Raw genomic sequence first — 20104 nt, 5'->3', positions numbered from 1 at the left:
GAGCCCGTCGACGGGATGCCCGAGCCGGGCATCCCGTCGGGAACACATTTGCCTACTTCAATGCCGGGGCGGCACGCATTCGTCGAGCGACGGCACTGCCCGACGCGATGACCAGGGTCAACCCGACCATGGACAGGAACTGCAGGCGGGTATCTGCTTCGGAAAGCAGCAGCGCGAAGATCATCGCCAGGATCACCAGCGCGATGATCGTCAGCCACGGGAATGCCGCCATGCGGAACGGCAGCGCCACCCCGGCGGCATCCGCACGGCGCCGCAGCACCAGTTGCGACAGCAGCGACAACGTCCACACCAGCAGGCATGTGGAACCGACGATATTGAGCAGGACCGGCAGCACCTTGTCCGGGAACAGCAGTTCCAGCACCGTTGCGACAAAACCAAACAGCACGCTGGCCAGCACCGCGAACACCGGCACGTGGCGGCGGTCGGCCCAGCCCAGCAGCGCGGGGGCCTCGCGACGCTGCGCGAGCGAGAACATCATGCGCGACGCACCATAGAGGTTGGCATTGAGCGCCGACAGCAGTGCGATGACCGCTATCAGGGTGATCGCAGCGGCCGCACCTGGAATGTTGGCCGCTTCCAGTACCGCTGCGAAGGGCGATTTCAGTGCGGCGCTGGTCCACGGCACCACGGCGATGATCACGCTGAGCGAGCCGATGTAGAACACCAGGATGCGCCATGCCACCGTCCTGATCGCACGCGCGATGCTGCGCTCGGGATCCTCCGTCTCTGCTGCGGCCACGGCCACGATCTCGGTACCGCCAAAGGCGAACACCACCACCAGCAATGCCGCCCCGATCCCAGCCAGCCCGGTAGGGGCAAACCCACCATGGGCGGTGAAGTTGGACAGTCCCGGTGAAACCGCATGCGGCAGCCAGCCCATCAGCAGCGCCACGCCGATCGCGATGAAACCGAGGATGGCGACCACCTTGAGGATGGCGAACCAGAACTCGAACTCACCGAAATTCTTTACCCCCAGCAGGTTGATCGCAGTAAAGAAGAGCATGAACGCCAGCGCCGCCATCGGGACCGACAGCCCCGGCCATACCGTAGCCAGCAGGCCGGCTGCCCCCACCGCTTCAGCGGCGATCACGATCACCAGTTGCACCCACCACAACCACCCCACCGTAGCCCCTGCCGTGGGGCCTAATGCGTCACCCGCATAGACCGAGAACGCGCCGCTGGTCGGCTTGGCTGCCGCCATCTCGCCGAGCGCGTTCATCACGATGATCACCAATGCGCCAGCGACCAGATACGACAGCAATACCGCCGGTCCGGCCAACTGCACCCCCACCCCGGAACCCAGGAAAAGCCCGGCGCCGATGGCGCTGCCCAGCCCCATCATGATCAGCTGTCGGGGCTTGAGCGCATGCTCCAGGCGTGTGGTCGAGGCGGCGGCGTTGGAAGGCGGGTTGGCGGGCATGAAGGGACGCTATGTGCGGCAACAAGACCGCCACATTACCTTGTCCGGCGCCAGCGGGCATAGGCCGGATGGCCTGGCAGCTCAGTTGCCGGCCAATTCGCCGATGCGGACGCGGTAGGCGCGTGGCGAGACACCGGTTTCGGCCTTGAATTTGCGGGTGAACGCGCTCTGGTCGGTGAAGCCGCACGCCTGGCCGATGCTGGCGATGCTGTCGTTGCCATGCAGCAGATGCATGGCCATCTGGATCCGCAGGCGGGTCAGCACCTGCTGCGGGGTCATCTGGAACACCTTGCGGAAGCTGCGCTCCAGCTTGGACAGCGAGAACCCGGTGATGTCCAGCAGCGTCTGCATGCGCACGTTCTCCGCGTAGTGCGCATTGAGATGGGCCAGGGCCAGCCGCAGGTGCTCGTACTGCGCTCCCAGGCTGTGCTTCTGGCCAAGATCACGGGAGATGCCGATCAGCCCTTCGATGCGCCCATCCACCCGCAGCGGCCGTTTGCAGGTGAGGCACCAGCCCGGTTCGCGGTTGGCGAACAGGTGCAGCTCCATCAGGTTCTCTATCACCAACCCATCCAGCACCCGCGCATCCTGGTCGGCATAGTCGGCGCTCAACCCGGTCGGATAGATCTCCGCGGCGGTACGGCCGATGATTTCCTTGCGCGACTTCAGCCCCAACCGCCGCAGCATGGTCTGGTTGATGTGGGTATAGCGCCCCTCGCAGTCCTTCATGAAGAACAGCACGTCCGGAATGGCGTCGAACAGGGATTCGATGTCGGCGGGTTCAACACGCATGCGCATAGCATAACTGACCCGGGTTTCACCTGCGCGGGACCTGGGGTTAACACCCGACGCGCCACTGTCTACCGGTGCAATGCCCCTTCCACCAGGAGACCGTCGATGGCCGCCAGCAAGCCCTCCAGCAAGCGCAGCGCCAGCAAGAAGACTGCCAAGGCCGCCACGCCCGTCCGCAGGCAACGCGGTGACGGCGATGAACTGCATCAATTTGCCGGCGGCACCCATCCCACGCTGACCACCAACCAGGGCCTGGAGGTTGCGGACAACCAGAATTCCCTGCGTGATGGCCCGCGCGGGCCGACGCTGCTGGAAGATTTCATCCTGCGCGAGAAGATCACCCACTTCGACCACGAGCGCATCCCCGAACGCATCGTGCATGCACGCGGCAGCGCCGCGCATGGCTACTTCCAGCTGACCCGATCACTGGCGAAGTACAGCCGCGCCAAAGTGCTGACCGAGGTGGGGGTGAAGACCCCGCTGTTCACCCGTTTTTCCACCGTGGCAGGTGGTGCCGGCTCGGTGGATACCCCGCGCGACGTGCGCGGTTTCGCGGTCAAGTTCTATACCAAGGAAGGCAACTGGGACCTGGTCGGCAACAACATCCCAGTGTTTTTCATCCAGGATGCGATCAAGTTCCCTGACCTCATCCACGCGGTGAAGATGGAGCCGGACCGGGCATTCCCGCAGGCCGCCAGCGCCCACGATACATTCTGGGACTTCATCTCGCTGATGCCCGAATCGATGCACATGGTCATGTGGGCGATGAGCGACCGGGCCATCCCGCGCTCGCTGCGCATGATCGAAGGATTCGGCATCCACAGCTTCCGCCTGCTTGATGCCGACGGCGCCTCCACCTTCGTCAAATTCCACTGGCGTCCGAAGCTGGGGCTGCAGTCCACGATATGGGACGAGGCAGTGAAACTGCAGGGTGCCGACAACGATTTCCAGCGCCGTGACCTGTTCGAGTCCATCCAGCGCGGCGACTTCCCGGAATGGGAGCTGGCGGTGCAGCTGTTCACCGAGGAAGACGCCGAAAACTTCCCGTTCGACCACCTGGATCCAACCAAGATCATCCCCGAAGCACTGGTGCCGCTGCAGGTGATCGGGCGCATGGTGCTGGACCGCTGGCCGGACAACTTCTTCGCCGAGACCGAGCAGGTGGCGTTCTGCCCGGCCAACGTGCCGCCGGGCATCGATTTCAGCAACGATCCGCTGCTGCAGGGACGGCTGTTCTCCTACCTGGATACCCAGCTGATCCGCCTTGGCGGTCCCAATTTCAACCAGCTTCCGGTCAACGCGCCCAAGTGCCCCTTCGCCAACCACCAGCGCGACGGACACATGCAGATGCAGGTACCGAAGGGTCGGGTCGCCTACGACCCCAGTTCACTGCAGGAGGACAGCCCGCGCGAAACCCCCACCGGCTTCCGCAGCCACGCCGGCAGCGATGATGGCCGCAAGGGCCGCACGCGTGCAGCCAGTTTCGCCGATCACTACAGCCAGGCACGCATGTTCTTCCGCAGCCTGGAAAAGCCGGAGCAGGCACACCTGGCCAGCGCCATCGTATTCGAGCTGTCCAAAGTGGAAACGCCCCACGTACGTGAGCGCGTGGTCGGCCAGCTGCGCAACATCGACGCATCACTGGCACAGCGCGTAGCCGATGGACTGGGCATGGACACGCTGCCCGCGCCAGCCCCGACCGCCCTGCCCGCGCAGGACCTGCCGAAGGCTCCGGAGGTGCGCGTGATCGGGCGTGGCAAGGACACGGTGCAGGGCCGTTGCGTTGGCATCCTGTTCGACCACGGTTCCGATGCCGGGGTGATCGCCAGCCTGCGCAAGGCCGCGCGGAAGGCCGGTGCCGAGGTGAAGCTGGTGGCACCCACGCTGGGCGGCGGCGTGCTCAGCGATGGCAAGCTGCAGGCGGCAGATGGCCAGTTGGCCGGCACGCCATCGGTGCTGTTCGATGCGATCGCCGTGGTGCTCAGTGCGGACGCGGCCAGATTGATGACGAAGGAATCTGCCGCGGTGGATTTCGTCAGCAATGCTTGGGCACACCTGAAAGCCATTGCCCGCGACGAAGGCGGCGCGACCCTGCTGAAGGCCGCGCGCGTCGGCAGCGACGCAGGTGTCGTCGATGCGGCTGACTCCAAGCGCTTCCTCGCCGCCGCCGCAACCCGCCAATGGGCGCGCGAACCCAAGGTGCGCCAGCTGGCCTGACCCCATCGATGGAGAAACCGACATGACACAGGGTGACAAATCCGCCTATACCGACAAGCAGAAGCGCCAGGCCGCGCACATCGAGGAAAGCGAAAAGGAAAAAGGCCGTTCCGCCGAGGACGCCGAGCGCATTGCCTGGGCCACGGTGAACAAACAGGATGGCGGCGGCAAGAAAAGTGGCAGTGGGCGCGCCGGAAGCAGCAGGCCGGGCCATCACTGACCCGGCCGCGCGCCAGCGTTTTCACGGTTACTGCGCATGCAACAAGGGCAAGGTAGGGGCAACCAACGCATGGAGTTCCGAATGCTGCCTACCTGCCCGCCGTGTTCCCATCTGCTTGCCGCCTGCATCGGCCTGGCCTTTGCTTCGACGGTCTCCGCACAGGTGCCCACGCCGGCTGCACCGCAGGCAGCCGCCATCGCAGGGGCCCCGCTGGACACCGCGCCGCGCTCGCCGTTGCATGCACAGGTGCTGCTGGACCGCGCCAACTTTTCGCCCGGGCAGATCGACGGCGTGACCGGTTCCAACCAGCGCCGTGCGGTGGAAGGATTCCAGCGCGCGCGGGGCCTGGAAGCCACCGGGGAACTCGACGAGGCGACCTGGAAGGCGCTGGGTGCCGAAGACACGGTGCCACTGGCACGCTACACACTGACAGCCGAGGACGTCGCCGGCCCTTTCCAGCCAACGCCGAAGGGACCGGCCGCCCAGGCAGCGCTGAAGACGCTCGGCTTCGGCTCGGTGCAGGAAGCACTTGGTGAGCGATTCCATGCATCGCCGGAGCTGTTGGAAGCACTGAATCCCGGCATCGACCTGGGCAGGGCGGGATCGGTCATCCAGGTTCCCGACATCGGTAGCGGCCCGCTGCCCAAGGCCACCACGCTGGTGGTCGACAAGTCCGCATCCACCCTGCGATTGATTGATGCCCAGGGCAAGGTGCTGGCACAGGTGCCGGTGTCATCGGGCAGCAGGCATGACCCGTTGCCGATCGGCCGCTGGAAGATCCTGGGCATCTCGCGCGATCCGACGTTCCACTACAACCCCAAGCTGTTCTGGGATGCGAAGAAGGGCGAGAGCCGGCAGACGCTGCCACCTGGGCCGAACAACCCGGTGGGCCGCGTGTGGATCGATATTTCCAAGCCCCACTATGGCCTGCATGGCACGCCGGAACCCGGCCATGTCGGCAAGACCGAATCGCACGGTTGCGTGCGCATGACCAATTGGGACGCGCTGCGGGTTGCCGACGCCGTCGATGCCTCCGTAACCGTGGTGATGCAGGAGTAAGCAGATGCGCCTGATGCCGTTGATTGCAGTGGGACTGGTCGTTGGCGTGGGCGCCGGATGGTGGCTGCGCGGGAACCCGGGAGAAGCCTTGGACATCGCGCCGATGGATCCTGCCTCTGTGCTGGCGGCAACCGATGAGGCGGCCATGCAACGGGCTGCAACCCTGCCGGAACCTGCTGCAGACCCGCCGGGCGAAGCCCGTCCCTCCTCCGGCAACAGGCTGCTGTTGCCGGTGCAGGGCGTGCAACCCTCCCAGTTGAGCGACACGTTTACCGATGCGCGCAGCGCCGGACGTGTCCACGATGCGATCGACATCATGGCCAGCGAAGGCACGCCGGTACTGGCGGTCGCCGACGGCCACATCGAAAAACTGTTCGACAGCGAACGCGGTGGCATCACCATCTACCAGTTCGATCCGGATGGCCTGCACTGCTATTACTACGCCCACCTGCAACGGTATGCCGATGGGCTGGCTGAGAAGAAGCAGGTCAAGCGCGGCGATGTGATCGGCTACGTCGGCAGCAGCGGAAACGCGAACCCCGACGCGCCGCACCTGCATTTCGAGGTGCACCTGCTGGGGCCTGAAAAACAATGGTGGAAGGGCGAATCGATCAACCCCTATCCGTTGCTGGCTCCCCGGTAATGACGGGCCATGCCCGTCACACAAGCAAAAGCAGCGGGTCATGGACCCGCTCTACCACCGATCATCAGCATGCTCCGCCCGGATGTTCGAGCGGCCAGCGCCAGGTAGTGACGGGCCATGCCCGTCACATAGGCAAAAGCAGCGGGTCATGGACCCGCTCTACCACCGATCATCAGCATGTTCCGCCCGGATGTTCGAGCGGCCAGCGCCAGGTAGTGACGGGCCATGCCCGTCACACGGGCAAAAGCAGCGGGTCATGGACCCGCTCTACCACACAAAGAGGCCCCGCTTTCGCGGGGCCTCTTCCTGATCAGGCGAACGGGTCCTGCAGCACCATGGTGTGGTCACGGTCCGGACCGGTCGACACGATGCTGATCGGGCAACCGGCCAGCTCTTCCAGCGAACGCAGGTAAGCACGCGCGGCCGGCGGCAGGTCTTCCCAGTTGGTGATGCCATGGGTGTTCTCGGTCCAGCCCGGGAACTCCAGGTACACGGGGGTGCATTCTTCCCAGCCCTGGCCATCCAGCGGCGCGTACTCAGTGCGCTTGCCGCGGTATTCGTAGGCGATGCACACCTTCAGCTTTTCCATGCCATCCAGCACGTCCAGCTTGGTGATGCACAGGCCGCTGATGCCGTTGATCGCCACCGCGCGCTTCAGCGCCACGATGTCCATCCAGCCGCAACGACGCGGGCGGCCAGTGGATGCACCGTACTCGGCGCCACGGTCGCGGATGCCCTGGCCGATCTCATCGTCCAGCTCGGTCGGGAACGGGCCACCACCGACGCGGGTTGCGTAGGCCTTGGCGATACCCAGTACGTAGTCGATGGAATCGGCACCGACGCCCGCTCCGGCCAGGGCGCCGCCAACGGTGGTATTGGAGCTGGTCACGTACGGATAGGTGCCGTGGTCGATGTCCAGCAGCGCGCCCTGCGCACCCTCGAACAGTACGCGCTTGCCCTGCTTGCGCAGCTCATGCAGGATCCCGGCCACGTCGGACTTCATCGGCTGCACGTACTCACCGAAAGCCAGCGCTTCGTCGAAGGTCTGCTGGAAGTCCACCGCATCGGTGCCCAGGTACTTGGTCAGCACGAAGTTGTGGTAATCCAGCGCGGTGCGCAGCAGTTCTTCCAGCTGTGCCGGGTAATGCAGGTCAGCGATGCGGATGCCGCGGCGCGCCACCTTGTCTTCGTAGGCCGGGCCGATGCCACGGCCAGTGGTGCCGATCGCCTTGCCGCCAGCGGCACGCTCGCGCGCCTGGTCCAGGGCGATGTGGTACGGCATGATCAGCGGCGCGGCCGGGGAGATCTTCAGGCGTGAACGCACTTCCACGCCGGATGTTTCCAGCTCGGCGATTTCCTTCTGCAGCGCGGCCGGGGAAATCACCACGCCATTGCCGATCAGGCACAGCGCGTCGGCGCGCAGGATGCCCGACGGGATCAGGTGCAGCACGGTCTTCTTGCCGTTGATGACCAGCGTGTGGCCGGCATTGTGACCACCCTGGAAACGCACGACGGCACCGATTTCCTCGGTAAGCAGATCGACGATCTTGCCCTTGCCTTCATCGCCCCACTGGGCACCAAGCACTACGACAGACTGACCCATGACGGGCTCCTCGAATTGTGTGCGGCCATCGGGGCCGCGGACGGGTAGACCGCGGCAAGGCCAGCCAACGCGGGATGGCCGCTCCAGCGGGGAGCAGCCGGCGATGGAAAGCCCGGACACGGAAAAAGCCGAACGGGAGGCCCGTCCGGCTTTTGTGCATTATCCGGGTTTCAGGTGGCCGCTGCCACCCCGCTGGCGTGTTCCGTCAGCCCGGGTTCGAAGAAGCAGGCTGGGGGGCACGCGGCAGGATGCGGGCAAATGGCGCGGTGGGTCGCGGCATACAGCCGAATGCCTGATCGAACCCTTGCAGCTGGCGCGCCAGCTCCGCGCGGAAGGGCCCCGGCGGATGCGGATCCTCACCCGCCTGCCGTTCCAGCTGCGCACGGGTCGGGTTGGCGGCGTGCAGGCTGGCGGCGGCCATGAAGAACCGCGGGGGGTCGAAGCGGCGCCCGGCAAGCTCCGCCTCGGCCTCGCCGGCACGCTGTGCGGCACTGAGGCCGCGAAGATCGCAGGCGGCCTCTTCCAGCACCCGCGGCGCGTCAAGGTGTGCCTGCCCGATCCACAGATCGTCAATGCGCTGCTGGATGGCGGCGTCTTCCTGCTCCAGCAACGCCTCACCCTGTTGGCTGAGTCCGGGTTCGTCAGCCAGCAGGTGCGCCAGCTCATGGCCCAGCAGCGCGCCAAGCATGCCCCATTCCGCTTCTGGAGATTGACCGGATGCTGCGGCAAGGGTGGCCAACATCGCCGGCGACACGCGTACCTGGCGGTCGATCACGTGCGTTTCCAGGGCGATCCAATGGGCCAGGGGCGCGGCGGCGGCGGACCGGTCATTGCCGATGATGGCGACGATCTCGCGCACCTCCATTGTGGCCAGTGCCTGCAGGCTGTCCAGCAAATGATCCGAAGCCTGCAGGCGGCTCCAGTCGCTTCCACTGCCGCGATAGGCCACCGACACGATCGCTGCGTCCAGTACCGACTCCAGCACGGCCTTGTCCGCGGCCGGCAACGAGGACTCGGCGACATCGTTGCGGAACACCTCCCTGACCTGGTCGAAGATCTGCGTTGCACGCTGCGCCAGCGCGGGATCTGCCCCGTCGCCGTACCAGGCACTCAAAGCCAGGGCGCCGCCGCGGGTCGATTCCAGCCAGGGCAGGAACATGTCCGGATCGATCCTGCCATCCAGGTATGGCGCCACCCGAAGCGCCTGCTGGAAGCGCAGGAACATCTTCCAGTCGTCCATCGACCGGGTCGACAGCAGTTCCCGCACCTTCCTGCACGCCTCGATGCTGGTGTGCAACGGGATGGCCGGATCCAACCCCAGCGCCTGCCACGCCGCTGCCCAGGGGAATCCTGGAAGGGCCGCATCGGCCTCGGCCTGCGTGTAGGCGCCCAGATGGTCTGGCGCCTGTGCCAGCACTTTCTCCATGTCCAGCACGGTCCGCGCAGCAACCACGGCTTCGCCTTCGGTCATGCCGGTCCTGGCCAGCAGACCGGCGATCCGCTCCAGGTAGGCCACGACATCCGGGTGGGTGGCAGGCTGCCGGTAGATCCCGCGCTGCTCCTCTGGCCGCAGGGCGATATCGGCCACCATCACCCCGGCATGGAAGTAGCGTTCCAGCCCGAGCACCGATTCCCGCCCCTGGGCCATGCCTGTGCAGATATGCCGTTCCACGTCGGCCCGGTTCGACAGTGCATTGATCGCATCCAGTCGCGGCACGAAGGACGCCCATTGCGGGCCGGAACCGGACAGGGCATTGGCCCGGATGCGGGCGATGGCACCCTCGGCGCCCACTGCCTGGAGGGACGCGCGGGAAAGCCGGTCTTCCAGGCCTGCAGCAACCGCACGTCTTGCGTCACCAAAGAAGCTGGGCATTTCGCTGCTGGCGGGATGCTGCAGCTTCCAGAAGCCGTTGACGTACTGATCGAAGTCCGTGCAGGGGCTGGCGAGCCACGCCGCGATTCCCTGCCAGAGCAGTGAGCTGCCCCCGCCCATGCTTTCTTCCGCGACAGCCAGCGTTTCCTCTTCCGCCAGTTCAGCCAAGGGCTGGCGGAACCCTGAGAGCAGTCCGGCGGGGAACGCGCGGGCGGTGCCGAGCCCATCGGCAGGAGACGGCAGCGCGCGCAACTGCCGGGCGTCGGTAATCGCGCGCAGGCCAGCAGGCCCGAACGGCGTGCGTGATGCGGGGAGCGAGGCCGATGCGTTGGCAGATATCCGCGCAGCGGTACTGGCGAACTGCTCGCCGGCAAGCAACAGGGCGGTGCATGCCGTCAGTACGGTCCGCGTATCCCATGGCCGGTTGCCAACGTATCGGATGCCCGGCAGCGGGCGCGGAGCCTGCCGGTTGCTGCCGGATACCGGACCCCTGCGCTGCGCCTGGCGGACCTCGTTGTTGCCCTGGCTGCGGCGAACATCACTGGATGCTAGCGGCATCGTCGTTGCTCCACACCACGGAGCCTGGACACTAGGCCAGTCGTCCCGCCACTTTAAGTGCTGAACCCGACAACGAGCGATTCCTGCAATGCCACCGCCAGGCTTAGTGCCGCGCCCACCACAACAAACTGAGCCCGGCCAGCAGCACCACGCCGCCAAAACTACGCAGCGCCGGCCCTGGCAGGTCCAGCAACCGCTCGGCCATGCGCTTCCACGCCAGCGGCGCAGCGAACAACAACAGGCCTTCCAGCACGGCCACCAGGCACAGGGCGGCGAACAGGTCTTTCATCGAAATACTCCACGAAAAGCACGGGGCCCGGACATGCCGGGCCCCGTGTAGGAAGCGAAGCGACGACCTCAGCGGTCGTTCTTCATGTACTGCAGGAACGGATCATTCTTGTCCAGCACGATCACGCCGTTGCCATCGGTCAACGAATTCCGATAGGCCTCAAGGCTACGGGTGAAGGCGTAGAACGACGGGTCGGTCGAACCGGCGCGACCGTAGATGCTGGTCGCCTCCGCATCGCCCTCGCCTCGCAGCCGCTGCGCGTCACGTTCGGCCTCTGCCACCAGCACCGTCGCCTCACGATCGGCCTGGGCACGGATTGTGAGCGATTGTTCCTCGCCCTCCGCACGCAGCTTGGCCGCTTCCTGCTTGCGTTGCGCGCGCATGCGCTCGTACACGTCGTTGATCACCTGGCTGTCGGTCGGCAGGTCGATCTGCTTGATGCGCAGGTCGATGATCTGCATGCCCAGGCCCTGCACCGCTTCATTGATGCCGGTCAGCTGGTCGGCGATCAGTTCGCTGCGGTCACCGGACACCAGCTGGGTGAGCGAACGCGAGTTGATCTGGTTGCGCAGCGAGTCGGTGATGATCGGCGCCAGGCGGGCATTGGCCACGCGCGGATCGCCACCGGTGGCGCGGAAGTATCCGCGGACGTCGGAGATGTAGCCGATGGCGAAGAAGTCGACGCTGACGTCCTTCTGTTCGGCGGTGAAATAGCGCGCCGGTGCGGTATCAAGCACCTGGAAGCGGCGATCGAACACCCGCACCGACTCCACCAGCGGCAGTTTGAAGTGCAGGCCCGGCTTGATGTCCGCGCGCACCACCTTGCCCAGGTTCAGCACCATGCCGGTCTGGTCTTCGCGGACCACGTACACGGAGCCGAGCAGGCCGAACAGGATCACGACCACCAGGCCGATCCACAGGGAATTTCTCATTGGCTGCCCTCCTCACGGCCGCTCGGTCGTCCCGTCGGGCGGCCAACCGGCCGACCTGCATCACGCGGGGCGGGGGCTGCACTGCCAGTGACGGCAGGCAGCACGACATCCGGGTTGGAGAGCGGCAACTGCGCTGCCCCCCCCACCCGCGAATCGCCCGGAACGGGCACGTACAGCAGCTGGCGACCATCGCCGCCGATGATCTTGCGGTTCTCCGACAGCACCTGCTCCACCGTTTCCAGCCACAGGCGCTTGCGGGTCACTTCCGGCGAGTTCCTGTACTGCTCCTGCAGCAACGTGAAGCGCTGGGCATCACCCTCTGCGCGGGAAACCACCGCCGCCTTGTAGCCTTCGGCCGTGGTACGGGTGCGCGCGGACTGGCCACGGGCTTCCGGGACCACCTTGGCCGCATAGGCCTGCGCTTCGTTGATCAGGCGCTCCTTGACCTGCTGCGCGCCGTTGACCTCGTCGAACGCGGGCTTGACCTCTTCCGGCGGACGCGCATCGGGCAGGGTGAGCCCGGTGACGGTGACGCCGGTGCGGTAGGCCGCCAGCAGGGTCTGCAGGCGGGTCTCGGCGGCCGTTGCCAGCGGACCACGGTTGTTGAGCACCGAGTTCAGGTCGGCACGTCCCACTTCCTCGCGCACCGCACTCTGCGACGACTGCTCCAGCACCTGGTTGGCATCGAAGGTGCCGAACAGGAACAGGCGCGGGTCGTCGATGCGGTACTGCACGTTGAGCGAGACATTGACGATGTTCTCGTCGCGGGTCAGCACCGGGACCTGGATCGAGAAGGTCTTGATCTCGGTGGCGTTGACCTTGGTCACCGACTCGATCGGCCAGGGCAGCTTGAAGTTCGGGCCGGGCTGCAGGATCCGCGAGAACTGGCCGAAGCGCAGTACCACGCCCCGCTGCTGCTCACCGATCAGCTGGAAGCTGGAAAACAACAACAGCAGCACCGCCGCCACGGCGATCCAACGAACAATGCCTCCGTCCAACATGTCCTTCAACGGACCGGGGAAACCGCCCCAGCCACCACCAAATCCGCCGCCGCGGGGCTTGGAGGGCCCCCGTCGGTTCTCGTCGGGACCTTGTCCGCCCCTGTTGCCGCCGGGTGTATTCCAGGCCATGCACGCTCCATCTCAATTGGGCCGCGTCACGGGCCGTTCCCGTGACACCAGCCATATACCGGTTGGGTGATTCTACAAGATGGGGCAGACCAGCAGGATTGGAAGGGGGTAAGGTGACGATTCCTTCGTCAGCGAGCGTTTCAATGGCCTTTCCGGAGACTTTCACGGCCTTCCGCATCCACAAGGACGACCAGGGCCACCATGGCGGCCTGGAGCAGCTGCGGCTGGACGACCTGGCCGCCGGCCAGGTGCTGGTGCGCGCGCAATGGTCTTCGGTGAACTACAAGGACGCGCTGGCGGGGACCGGCAAGGGCCGCATCCTGCGCAGGTTCCCGCTGGTGGGCGGCATCGACGTGGCCGGGACCGTGGTGGCTTCCACCGACCCGGCATGGCGCGAGGGCGATGCGGTGCTGGCTACCGGCTGTGGCCTCAGCGAAACCCGCGATGGCGGCTACAGCCAGTATGTGCGGTTGGAATCCAGCGCGGTGATCGCCCAGCCTGCCGGTTTGACCGCGCGCGAAGCGATGGTCCTGGGCACTGCCGGCTTTACCGCTGCACTGGCCCTGCTGCGCCTGCAGGACAACCGGCTTGCCCCCGCACACGGCCCCCTGGCGGTGACCGGCGCCAGCGGCGGCGTGGGCAGCCTGGCGGTGGACATCTTCAGCCGGGCTGGCTACGACGTGCATGCCATCAGCGGCAAGGCGGAGCAGGCTGACTGGCTGCGCTCGATCGGGGCGGCGGAGGTCCTGCCGCGGCAGGCACTCGCAGACACCGGCCCGTTGCAGTCGGCACGGTTCGGCGGTGGCCTGGACAACGCCGGCGGCCCCATGCTGGCCAGCCTGCTGGCACAGACCGTGCCCTATGGCAGCGTGGTCAGTGCCGGGCTGGCTGCCGAACCCTCGCTGGAAATGACCGTGATGCCGTTCATCCTGCGTGGCGTTTCGCTGCTGGGGGTGTCTTCGGCCAATGCGCCGCGCGATCTGCGCGAACAGGTATGGGAGCGGCTGGGCGATGCATGGAAGCCGGCACACCTGGACAGGATCTGCACGCGCGAAATCACCCTTGCCGACCTGCCCCTGGTCTTCGAGGGCATGCTTGCCGGCGGTTCACACGGGCGAACCGTCGTACGGATCGACTGAACGTGGCAGGCGGGCGACGGACGGTGCCGCCCGCGCTTCACCCCGGACCGAGCCGCGCACTACACTGCGAGCATCATCCGGGGAACAACATGGCACGCATCCTGATCGTCGACGACTCACCGTCGCAGCTGTTGGGGATACAGCGCATCGTCGAGAAGCTGGGCCACCAGATCCTGACCGCCACCGATGGAGCGGCCGGGGTGGAAGCAGCACGCGCCCAATTGCCCGACCTGGTGCTGATGGACGTGGTGATGCCCAACCTCAACGGTTTCCAGGCCACGCGCACGCTGGCGCGCGACGAAACCACCCGGCACATCCCGGTCATCCTGGTCACCACGAAGGACCAGGACACCGACCGGATGTGGGGCATGCGCCAAGGTGCCAAGGCCTACATCACCAAGCCATTTTCGGAGGATGAGCTGTCCGAGGTGCTGGAGCGGGTGTTCGCCGGGCAGGCGGGATGATCGCGAACGAAAAGCGGTAGCGCCGAGCCATGCTCGGCGGAAACCATCAGGCTTCATTCCCCCCAAACCCGCCGACCATGGCTCGGCGCTACCGAGGCGGGGCGGTTGCCCTGGCTTCAAGCCGTGCGCAGCACAACGGCCATCACACCGTTTCGCCGAAGGCCTTGGCCAGGTCGCGGTAAGCCTGTTTCTGCACGTCATCGGCAGGGCTCGGCGCGATGATCTCCAGCTCGATGATCTGGTCGCCCTCTGGATTCCCCGGCAGCCCCCGCCCACGCAGGCGCAGCTTGCGCCCCGCATCCGAATCGGCCGGGATCTTCAGTTCCACCGCGCCACCCAGCGTCGGCACGCTGATGCTGGTGCCCAGCGCCGCTTGCCAGGGCGTCACCTGCAGGGTGTACAGGATGTTGCGGCCATCCACTTCGAACTGCGGATGCGCTGCATATTCCACTTCCAGCAGCAGGTTGCCGCCGCCGGTACCCTGCCCTCCCAGGCGGATCACCTGGCCAGGACGGATACCCTTGGGCACGCGCACGTCCAGTTGCCGGCCGTTGACCGTGATGCGCAGCGAGTCACCGTTGTAGGCCGCCTCCAGGGGGACCGACAGCTTCGCCCGGGTGTCACGATTGGGCGCGTGTCCACCGCTGCTGAAACCCGCACCGGGCCCACGAGGGCCGGCACCACGCTGGCGGGCGAACAGGCTTTCGAAGAAATCGCTGAAACCCGCACCGCCACCGGCACCGCCGCCGAACACTTCCTCGAAATCGTAGCCACCGCCGCCGGCGTAATTCGGCGGCACGTTGAACTCTTCGCCCGGCCGGTAGCCCTGCGCGCGAAGCTGATCGTAGGCCGCGCGCTTCTGCGGATCACGCAGCGCTTCGTATGCCTCGTTGATGCCCTTGAACTTGTCTTCGGCGCCGGCCTCCTTGCTGACGTCCGGATGGTACTTGCGCGCCAGCCGCCGGTAGGCGGTCTTGATCTCCGCATCACCCGCGCTGGGCTCCACCCCCAGGGTGGCGTAGTAATCCTTGAATTCCATGCTGCTACCTCGAAATGATCCGCCGGTGCCGGGGACCGGCCGGCGCATATTCTACCGTCTGGCGGGTGAGGGCCCCGGCCGCCACGCCTTGATCCTGCGCAATGCCCCGCACGGTGCCGGAGCGCATCATCATGCTGCCACCCTCCACCGCCCGTCCGGCCAAGATGGGTGTGCACGCAAGGTTCTCAAGTCCTTGACGCAGCCATCCCACCGCCATGCCTAACCTGACAGGCCTGCAAGGAGTCCCCATGAGCATCACCGTTGGCGAGCAGATTCCCGAAGTCACCCTCAAGCGCATCCGTGATGGCATCGAAACCCTGGATACACGCGCATTGTTCGAAGGCCGCAACGTGGTGCTTTTCGCAGTGCCGGGCGCGTTCACACCCACCTGCTCGGCCCACCACCTGCCGGGTTTCGTCGAACACTTCGCCGCATTCCGGCAACGCGGCATCGAGGTGTACTGCATGGCCGTGAACGATCCCTTCGTGATGAAGGCGTGGGCCGAAAGCCAGCACGTTCCCGCCGGGCTGCTGATGCTGTCCGACGGCAACGGGGAATTCACCCGGGCGCTCGGCCTTGAGATGGACGCCAGCACGTCAGGCATGGGGGTGCGCTCCCGGCGTTTCGCCCTGTACGTGGAGGACGGCACCGTCCGCGAAGCGTGGATAGAAGCGCCCGGGAAATTCGACATCTCTTCTGCCGAGCAGGTGCTGGAGCACTTGCCCGGCTGATTCATCGGAACGCCGGGCCAGGCCCGGCACAACCAGGAGAACAGGCCAGCCATGTCAAAGCCAGCCAAGCACCATCCGGTCTATCCCGCCGGCATCAGCGACCGCCAGACGCTGCGTGAAAACGCCCGTCGCAACGTCGAAGACGGCGCGATCACCGACAGCTACAGTGCCGACCGCAAGGCAGTCATCCACCTTCTCAACGACGCGCTGGCCACCGAGTATGTCTGCGTGCTGCGCTACTACCGCCACTTCTTCATGGCCAAGGGCATGCTGGCCGATGCGGTCAAGGCGGAGTTCCTCGAACATGCCCAGCAGGAGCAGGCGCATGCCGGCAAACTGGCCGAACGCATCGTGCAGCTGGGCGGCGAACCGGATTTCAATCCCGATACGCTGAGCGCGCGCTCGCATGCCGAGTACAAGGAAGGCAGCGACCTCCGCGACATGGTCCGCGAGAACCTGGTTGCCGAGCGCATCGCCATCGACAGTTACCGCGAGATGATCAACTTCGTCGGCGACAAGGACACCACGACCAAGCGCATCCTGGAAGAAATCCTGGCGCAGGAAGAGGAACATGCCGATGAATTCGCCGACCTGCTGGATGGCTGGATCGGCAAGTAGCGGCATGATGGGGTGGCGGGCAACGGTCGGTCGCCCCCATCGACGGCACGCCGGCCTACCGCAGCACGCGGAACCGCACGCGCGTCCAGGTGCCATCGCTGGCCAGTGCGGTCAGCGCATGCTCACCTGGCTGTTCCAGGCGCTGGCTGAAAGACTGCGTGCCGCGGGTGCGTGCGATCCAGCGCCCGTCCAGCAGCCAATCGATCTCCTGGTCACTTCCCAATGCCCGAAGCTGCAGGCGCACGCCCTGCGCAGCGCCGGGGGAACGTGCCAGCGTTGCACCATCATTCAATCCATCGATGTGCAGCGCGATGCTGGACTGGCGACCATCATCACGGCAGTCGGCGGCCAACGGGGGAAGTCGCGAGGCATCCCGGTTCGCCTGCGGCAACCACGGTGACAGCAGCGCAGGCCAACGCGCGAGTTCGCGTTCGGCTACCACATGGGGGGCGCTGCAATCGGCGGACAGCCGCCGCCCGGTGGTCGCGTCCACCTGGTAGCGTTGTCGGCCTGGCTGCCAGCGACGTGCATCGCGTTCGGCGAACGTCGGCGGCACATTACCGTCCAGCAACCAGGCTGGCATGCGACGCTGGCACAGCCCTGCATGCAGCGCATCGGCCAGCTCGCCGCTGGGCCAGCAGATGTCCGCCCGGCTGACGCTGGCCGGCATGGTGGCCGGTGCATTGTCGCCGCGCTGCCTCGGCAGGCTGTCGACCACTTCGAACAGCAACGGCAACGCCGTGACCGCACCATACTGCCCAGGTAATGGCGTTCCATCCGGCCGTCCCACCCATACCCCGACCGTATGGCGACGCGTGCTGCCAATCGCCCACGCGTCGCGGTAGCCATAACTGGTCCCGGTCTTCCATGCCACCCGCGGTCGCCCGCCCGGATCGAAGGTATCGGTGCCCTGGCCCGGTCGTGGGTTGGACTCCAGCATCTCGCGGGTTATCCAGGCCGCCCCTGGCGACACCAGCCGGCGCTCCACCAAGGGCTCGGCATCGGTGTAACGGACACGCCCGGCGATGCCATCACGGTTGAACGCGGCAAAGGCCCCGACCAGGTCCTCCAACCGTGCCCCGGTGCCACCGAGGATGAGCGACAGGTTCGGCGCGCTTCCGCGCGGGAAGCGCAGCTGGATGCCGGCATGCGAAAGCCGGGCCGCGAATCGTGCACGCCCCACGCGATCCAGCAGGTCCACCGACGGCACGTTCAACGACAGCCGCAAGGCGGTGGCGGCGCTGACCGGACCATTGAAGGCTTCATCGAAGTTGCCGGGCCGGTAGCCGCCGAAGCTCTGCGGTGCATCCACCAGCAGGCTTTCGGAATGGATCAACCCATCGTCCAGTGCCATCGCATACAGGAAGGGTTTCAACGTCGACCCGGGCGATCGCCATGCCTGCACCATGTCCACGTGGCCCAGCCGCTGACGATCCCCGAAATTCAGCGTTCCCACGTACGCACGCGCCTGCAGCGTCTGGTTGTCCACCACCAGCAGTGCCGCGGACGTGCGTTCGGGCAAGCGGGAGAAGTAGCTGGCCAGGCGCTCTTCCAGCGTGCGCTGCAGGCCTATGTCGATGCTGCTCTGGATACGTGCTTGACCCGCATGCGCTGCATGCAGCCGTTGCGCCAGCAGTGCCGCGTGCAGTGGTGGCCGCAGCGAACGGGCCACCACCGTTTCCATGCGCGCATCGGCAACCGCCTCGTTGGACCAGTCGCCCAAGGCCGCCATCCTTGCCAGTACCTTGTCGCGCGCCTGCTGCGCCGCCTGGGGGTGGCGGTCCGGGCGCAGCCTGCTGGGCGCCTGCGGCAGCACCGCCAGCAGCGCCGCTTCGGCATGCGAAAGCTGTGCCGCTGGTTTGCCCAGATAGGCCCAGCTCGCCGCTTCGACGCCCTCGATGGTGCCTCCATAGGGCGCGCGCTCCAGGTACAGCGCAAGGATCTGGCGCTTGGACAGGTGCGCTTCCAGCTGCAGCGCGCGCAGCATCTGCTTCAGCTTGCCCCAGGGCGTACGGGTATGCGGATCCAGTATGCGCGCCACCTGCATCGTCAGCGTCGAGCCACCGGATACGATCCGGCGCTGCCGCAGCATCTGGCCGCCGGCACGCACCAGTGCCACTGGGTTGATGCCCGGGTGCCGCCAGAACCAGCGGTCTTCATACCCCAGCAAGGCCTGCAGGTACAACGGCGATACATCGTCCACCGAAGTCGGGTAGCGCCAGACACCCTCGGCATCGGCGAATGCGCGCAGCGGACTGCCATCGCGCGCCACGACCAGGGTGCTGGTATCGCGCTGTGCCGGCAACGGTGGCGGGAATGCCTGGTCCAATGCCAGCAGCAGTACCAGCAAGCCCGCCGTCGACCAGCGCAGGCAACGCAAAATCAGCCGCGACCGATGTTTCCAGTACCTGCGCACGCCGGACCATGCGCTCAAGCCGACGCTCCAGGGGCGGGTACGTCATCACTGGGCCAGTGCGTCCTGATCTGCCCGCGCCTGGGGACATGGCCTTCCCCATGAACCTCCCGGAGCTGACGATGACCTCCCCCGCTTGCATGCCCCGCCTCCAGGCCGCGCTGCTTTCTGCCGCCCTTTGCCTTGCCCTGCCCGGCGCCATGGCCGCCGAACCTGCCCCGCACTGGGGCTACGAACAGATCGCCGCACCAACGCAGTGGGCCGAGTTCGCGCCGTCCTGCAGCGGCAACCTGCAGTCCCCCATCGACCTGTGGAGCAGCTCGATCCAGCATGGCACGCATCGCAAGCTGTCGGCCGACTATGGGTATGCACGCTTCGATGTCGTCAATAACGGGCACACCCTGCAGGCCACGCCGCAGCCGGGCAAGGACAACTACATCGAACTGGAAGGCGAGCGCTTCAACCTGCTCCAGTTCCATGTCCACACCCCCAGCGAGCACCGGGTAGATGGCCGTGAGCACGCAATGGAACTGCACCTGGTACACGCCAACGCGGACGGCAAGCTTGCCGTCGTCGCGGTGTTCTTCGATGTCGGCGAGCCCAACACCGCCCTGGGGGAACTGTTCGAGCGCATCCCCGGCGAACTGGGCCAGGCCGGCAATGCCATCTCGCTGTACAGCCGCATCAATCCGGAAAAACTGTTGCCCGACCATTCGCGCGTGGTCCGATACACCGGTTCGCTTACCACCCCGCCGTGCTCGGAAGGCGTGCTCTGGAACATCGAGCTGGAGCCCCAGCAGCTGTCCCAGGAACAGCTCGATGCCCTGCGCCATGTCTATCCCCACAACGCCAGGCCGATCCAGCCGTTCAATGCACGCCCCCTGGCCGACGAACCCGCGGCCCGCTGAGCAACGCATCCGGGAGGCGCCCATGCGCTTCCCGG

Annotated in this window: 17 protein-coding genes and 1 pseudogene; 9 read left to right on the top strand and 9 right to left on the bottom strand. The window is 66.2% G+C overall.

Annotation, left to right across the window (positions count from 1 at the left end):
* Nucleotides 1-52 precede the first annotated feature (52 nt).
* The gene (locus H4O11_RS16115) at nt 53-1441 is read right to left on the bottom strand and encodes an amino acid permease (protein WP_182340675.1); all 1389 of its coding nucleotides are present in this window, start codon (nt 1439-1441) and stop codon (nt 53-55) included.
* Between the two features lie 81 nt (nt 1442-1522).
* Nucleotides 1523-2233 carry an AraC family transcriptional regulator gene (locus tag H4O11_RS16110; protein WP_182340672.1) on the bottom strand — a complete coding sequence of 237 codons (711 nt, stop codon included), beginning with the start codon at nt 2231-2233 and terminating at the stop codon, nt 1523-1525.
* Between the two features lie 105 nt (nt 2234-2338).
* Here H4O11_RS16110 and H4O11_RS16105 point away from each other — a divergent pair, with 105 nt between their 5' ends.
* From H4O11_RS16105 to H4O11_RS16090, 4 genes and pseudogenes are all read left to right on the top strand, one after another.
* Nucleotides 2339-4450 carry a catalase gene (locus H4O11_RS16105; RefSeq protein WP_182340669.1) on the top strand — a complete coding sequence of 704 codons (2112 nt, stop codon included), beginning with the start codon at nt 2339-2341 and terminating at the stop codon, nt 4448-4450.
* Nucleotides 4451-4472: 22 nt separating this feature from the next.
* Nucleotides 4473-4655, top strand: a pseudogene (locus H4O11_RS16100) (HupB); the annotation flags it as partial.
* Between the two features lie 96 nt (nt 4656-4751).
* Nucleotides 4752-5729, top strand: coding sequence for a L,D-transpeptidase family protein (locus tag H4O11_RS16095; protein ID WP_182340663.1), 978 nt, complete (start codon nt 4752-4754; stop codon nt 5727-5729).
* Nucleotides 5730-5733: 4 nt separating this feature from the next.
* The gene (locus H4O11_RS16090) at nt 5734-6372 is read left to right on the top strand and encodes a M23 family metallopeptidase (RefSeq protein WP_182340660.1); all 639 of its coding nucleotides are present in this window, start codon (nt 5734-5736) and stop codon (nt 6370-6372) included.
* Nucleotides 6373-6682: 310 nt separating this feature from the next.
* On the opposite strand, the gene H4O11_RS16085 is transcribed toward H4O11_RS16090, so the two are convergent.
* The 5 genes from H4O11_RS16085 to hflK form a co-directional block, all read right to left on the bottom strand.
* Nucleotides 6683-7975: an adenylosuccinate synthase gene (locus H4O11_RS16085; RefSeq protein WP_182340657.1), complete on the bottom strand. Its 1293-nt coding sequence runs from the start codon at nt 7973-7975 to the stop codon at nt 6683-6685.
* A 205-nt stretch (nt 7976-8180) separates the two neighbouring features.
* On the bottom strand, nt 8181-10406 hold the full coding sequence (locus H4O11_RS16080; protein ID WP_182340654.1) for a M13-type metalloendopeptidase: 2226 nt from the start codon (nt 10404-10406) through the stop codon (nt 8181-8183).
* Between the two features lie 103 nt (nt 10407-10509).
* Complete coding sequence (locus H4O11_RS16075) at nt 10510-10695, bottom strand: DUF2065 domain-containing protein (RefSeq protein ID WP_182340651.1); 186 nt, start codon at nt 10693-10695, stop codon at nt 10510-10512.
* A 68-nt stretch (nt 10696-10763) separates the two neighbouring features.
* A complete protein-coding gene (gene hflC, locus H4O11_RS16070; protein WP_182340648.1) occupies nt 10764-11627 on the bottom strand; it encodes a protease modulator HflC in 864 nt (287 codons plus the stop codon).
* A complete protein-coding gene (gene hflK / locus H4O11_RS16065) occupies nt 11624-12757 on the bottom strand; it encodes an FtsH protease activity modulator HflK (protein ID WP_182340645.1) in 1134 nt (377 codons plus the stop codon). The genes hflC and hflK overlap by 4 nt, the downstream gene beginning before the upstream one ends.
* A gap of 143 nt (nt 12758-12900) precedes the next feature.
* Here hflK and H4O11_RS16060 point away from each other — a divergent pair, with 143 nt between their 5' ends.
* Complete coding sequence (locus H4O11_RS16060) at nt 12901-13896, top strand: YhdH/YhfP family quinone oxidoreductase (RefSeq protein ID WP_182340642.1); 996 nt, start codon at nt 12901-12903, stop codon at nt 13894-13896.
* Nucleotides 13897-13985: 89 nt separating this feature from the next.
* The gene (pilH, locus tag H4O11_RS16055) at nt 13986-14360 is read left to right on the top strand and encodes a twitching motility response regulator PilH (protein WP_182340641.1); all 375 of its coding nucleotides are present in this window, start codon (nt 13986-13988) and stop codon (nt 14358-14360) included.
* A 142-nt stretch (nt 14361-14502) separates the two neighbouring features.
* On the opposite strand, the gene H4O11_RS16050 is transcribed toward pilH, so the two are convergent.
* Nucleotides 14503-15399, bottom strand: coding sequence for a DnaJ C-terminal domain-containing protein (locus H4O11_RS16050; RefSeq protein ID WP_182340639.1), 897 nt, complete (start codon nt 15397-15399; stop codon nt 14503-14505).
* 248 nt (nt 15400-15647) lie between these two features.
* On the opposite strand from H4O11_RS16050, the gene H4O11_RS16045 reads away from it, so the two are divergent.
* Entirely contained in the window at nt 15648-16130 is a 483-nt protein-coding gene (locus tag H4O11_RS16045) for a peroxiredoxin (protein WP_182340637.1), read from the top strand.
* Nucleotides 16131-16181: 51 nt separating this feature from the next.
* On the top strand, nt 16182-16748 hold the full coding sequence (locus tag H4O11_RS16040; protein WP_182340635.1) for a ferritin-like domain-containing protein: 567 nt from the start codon (nt 16182-16184) through the stop codon (nt 16746-16748).
* 55 nt (nt 16749-16803) lie between these two features.
* Here H4O11_RS16040 and pbpC read toward each other — a convergent pair whose 3' ends face one another.
* Complete coding sequence (gene pbpC, locus H4O11_RS16035; RefSeq protein ID WP_182340750.1) at nt 16804-19164, bottom strand: penicillin-binding protein 1C; 2361 nt, start codon at nt 19162-19164, stop codon at nt 16804-16806.
* Between the two features lie 119 nt (nt 19165-19283).
* Between pbpC and H4O11_RS16030 the strand changes: the two genes are divergently transcribed.
* The gene (locus H4O11_RS16030) at nt 19284-20069 is read left to right on the top strand and encodes a carbonic anhydrase (protein ID WP_182340633.1); all 786 of its coding nucleotides are present in this window, start codon (nt 19284-19286) and stop codon (nt 20067-20069) included.
* The last annotated feature ends 35 nt before the right edge of the window (nt 20070-20104 follow it).

This window comes from Stenotrophomonas tumulicola, assembly GCF_014117215.1.
In the GTDB taxonomy this organism is placed as follows: domain Bacteria; phylum Pseudomonadota; class Gammaproteobacteria; order Xanthomonadales; family Xanthomonadaceae; genus Stenotrophomonas; species Stenotrophomonas tumulicola.
This window is presented reverse-complemented; position numbering and strand designations above follow the sequence as displayed.

Bases quoted from the DNA above. Each gene is read 5' to 3' on its own strand.
- hflC (WP_182340648.1), bottom strand. From the start codon at position 11,627: ATGAGAAATTCCCTGTGGATCGGCCTGGTGGTCGTGATCCTGTTCGGC.
- H4O11_RS16110 (WP_182340672.1), bottom strand. From the start codon at position 2,233: ATGCGTGTTGAACCCGCCGACATCGAATCCCTGTTCGACGCCATTCCG.
- H4O11_RS16085 (WP_182340657.1), bottom strand. From the start codon at position 7,975: ATGGGTCAGTCTGTCGTAGTGCTTGGTGCCCAGTGGGGCGATGAAGGC.
- H4O11_RS16040 (WP_182340635.1), top strand. From the start codon at position 16,182: ATGTCAAAGCCAGCCAAGCACCATCCGGTCTATCCCGCCGGCATCAGC.
- H4O11_RS16080 (WP_182340654.1), bottom strand. From the start codon at position 10,406: ATGCCGCTAGCATCCAGTGATGTTCGCCGCAGCCAGGGCAACAACGAG.
- H4O11_RS16105 (WP_182340669.1), top strand. From the start codon at position 2,339: ATGGCCGCCAGCAAGCCCTCCAGCAAGCGCAGCGCCAGCAAGAAGACT.
- H4O11_RS16030 (WP_182340633.1), top strand. From the start codon at position 19,284: ATGACCTCCCCCGCTTGCATGCCCCGCCTCCAGGCCGCGCTGCTTTCT.
- H4O11_RS16115 (WP_182340675.1), bottom strand. From the start codon at position 1,441: ATGCCCGCCAACCCGCCTTCCAACGCCGCCGCCTCGACCACACGCCTG.
- H4O11_RS16090 (WP_182340660.1), top strand. From the start codon at position 5,734: ATGCGCCTGATGCCGTTGATTGCAGTGGGACTGGTCGTTGGCGTGGGC.
- H4O11_RS16045 (WP_182340637.1), top strand. From the start codon at position 15,648: ATGAGCATCACCGTTGGCGAGCAGATTCCCGAAGTCACCCTCAAGCGC.
- H4O11_RS16075 (WP_182340651.1), bottom strand. From the start codon at position 10,695: ATGAAAGACCTGTTCGCCGCCCTGTGCCTGGTGGCCGTGCTGGAAGGC.
- hflK (WP_182340645.1), bottom strand. From the start codon at position 12,757: ATGGCCTGGAATACACCCGGCGGCAACAGGGGCGGACAAGGTCCCGAC.
- H4O11_RS16060 (WP_182340642.1), top strand. From the start codon at position 12,901: ATGGCCTTTCCGGAGACTTTCACGGCCTTCCGCATCCACAAGGACGAC.
- pilH (WP_182340641.1), top strand. From the start codon at position 13,986: ATGGCACGCATCCTGATCGTCGACGACTCACCGTCGCAGCTGTTGGGG.
- H4O11_RS16095 (WP_182340663.1), top strand. From the start codon at position 4,752: ATGCTGCCTACCTGCCCGCCGTGTTCCCATCTGCTTGCCGCCTGCATC.
- H4O11_RS16050 (WP_182340639.1), bottom strand. From the start codon at position 15,399: ATGGAATTCAAGGATTACTACGCCACCCTGGGGGTGGAGCCCAGCGCG.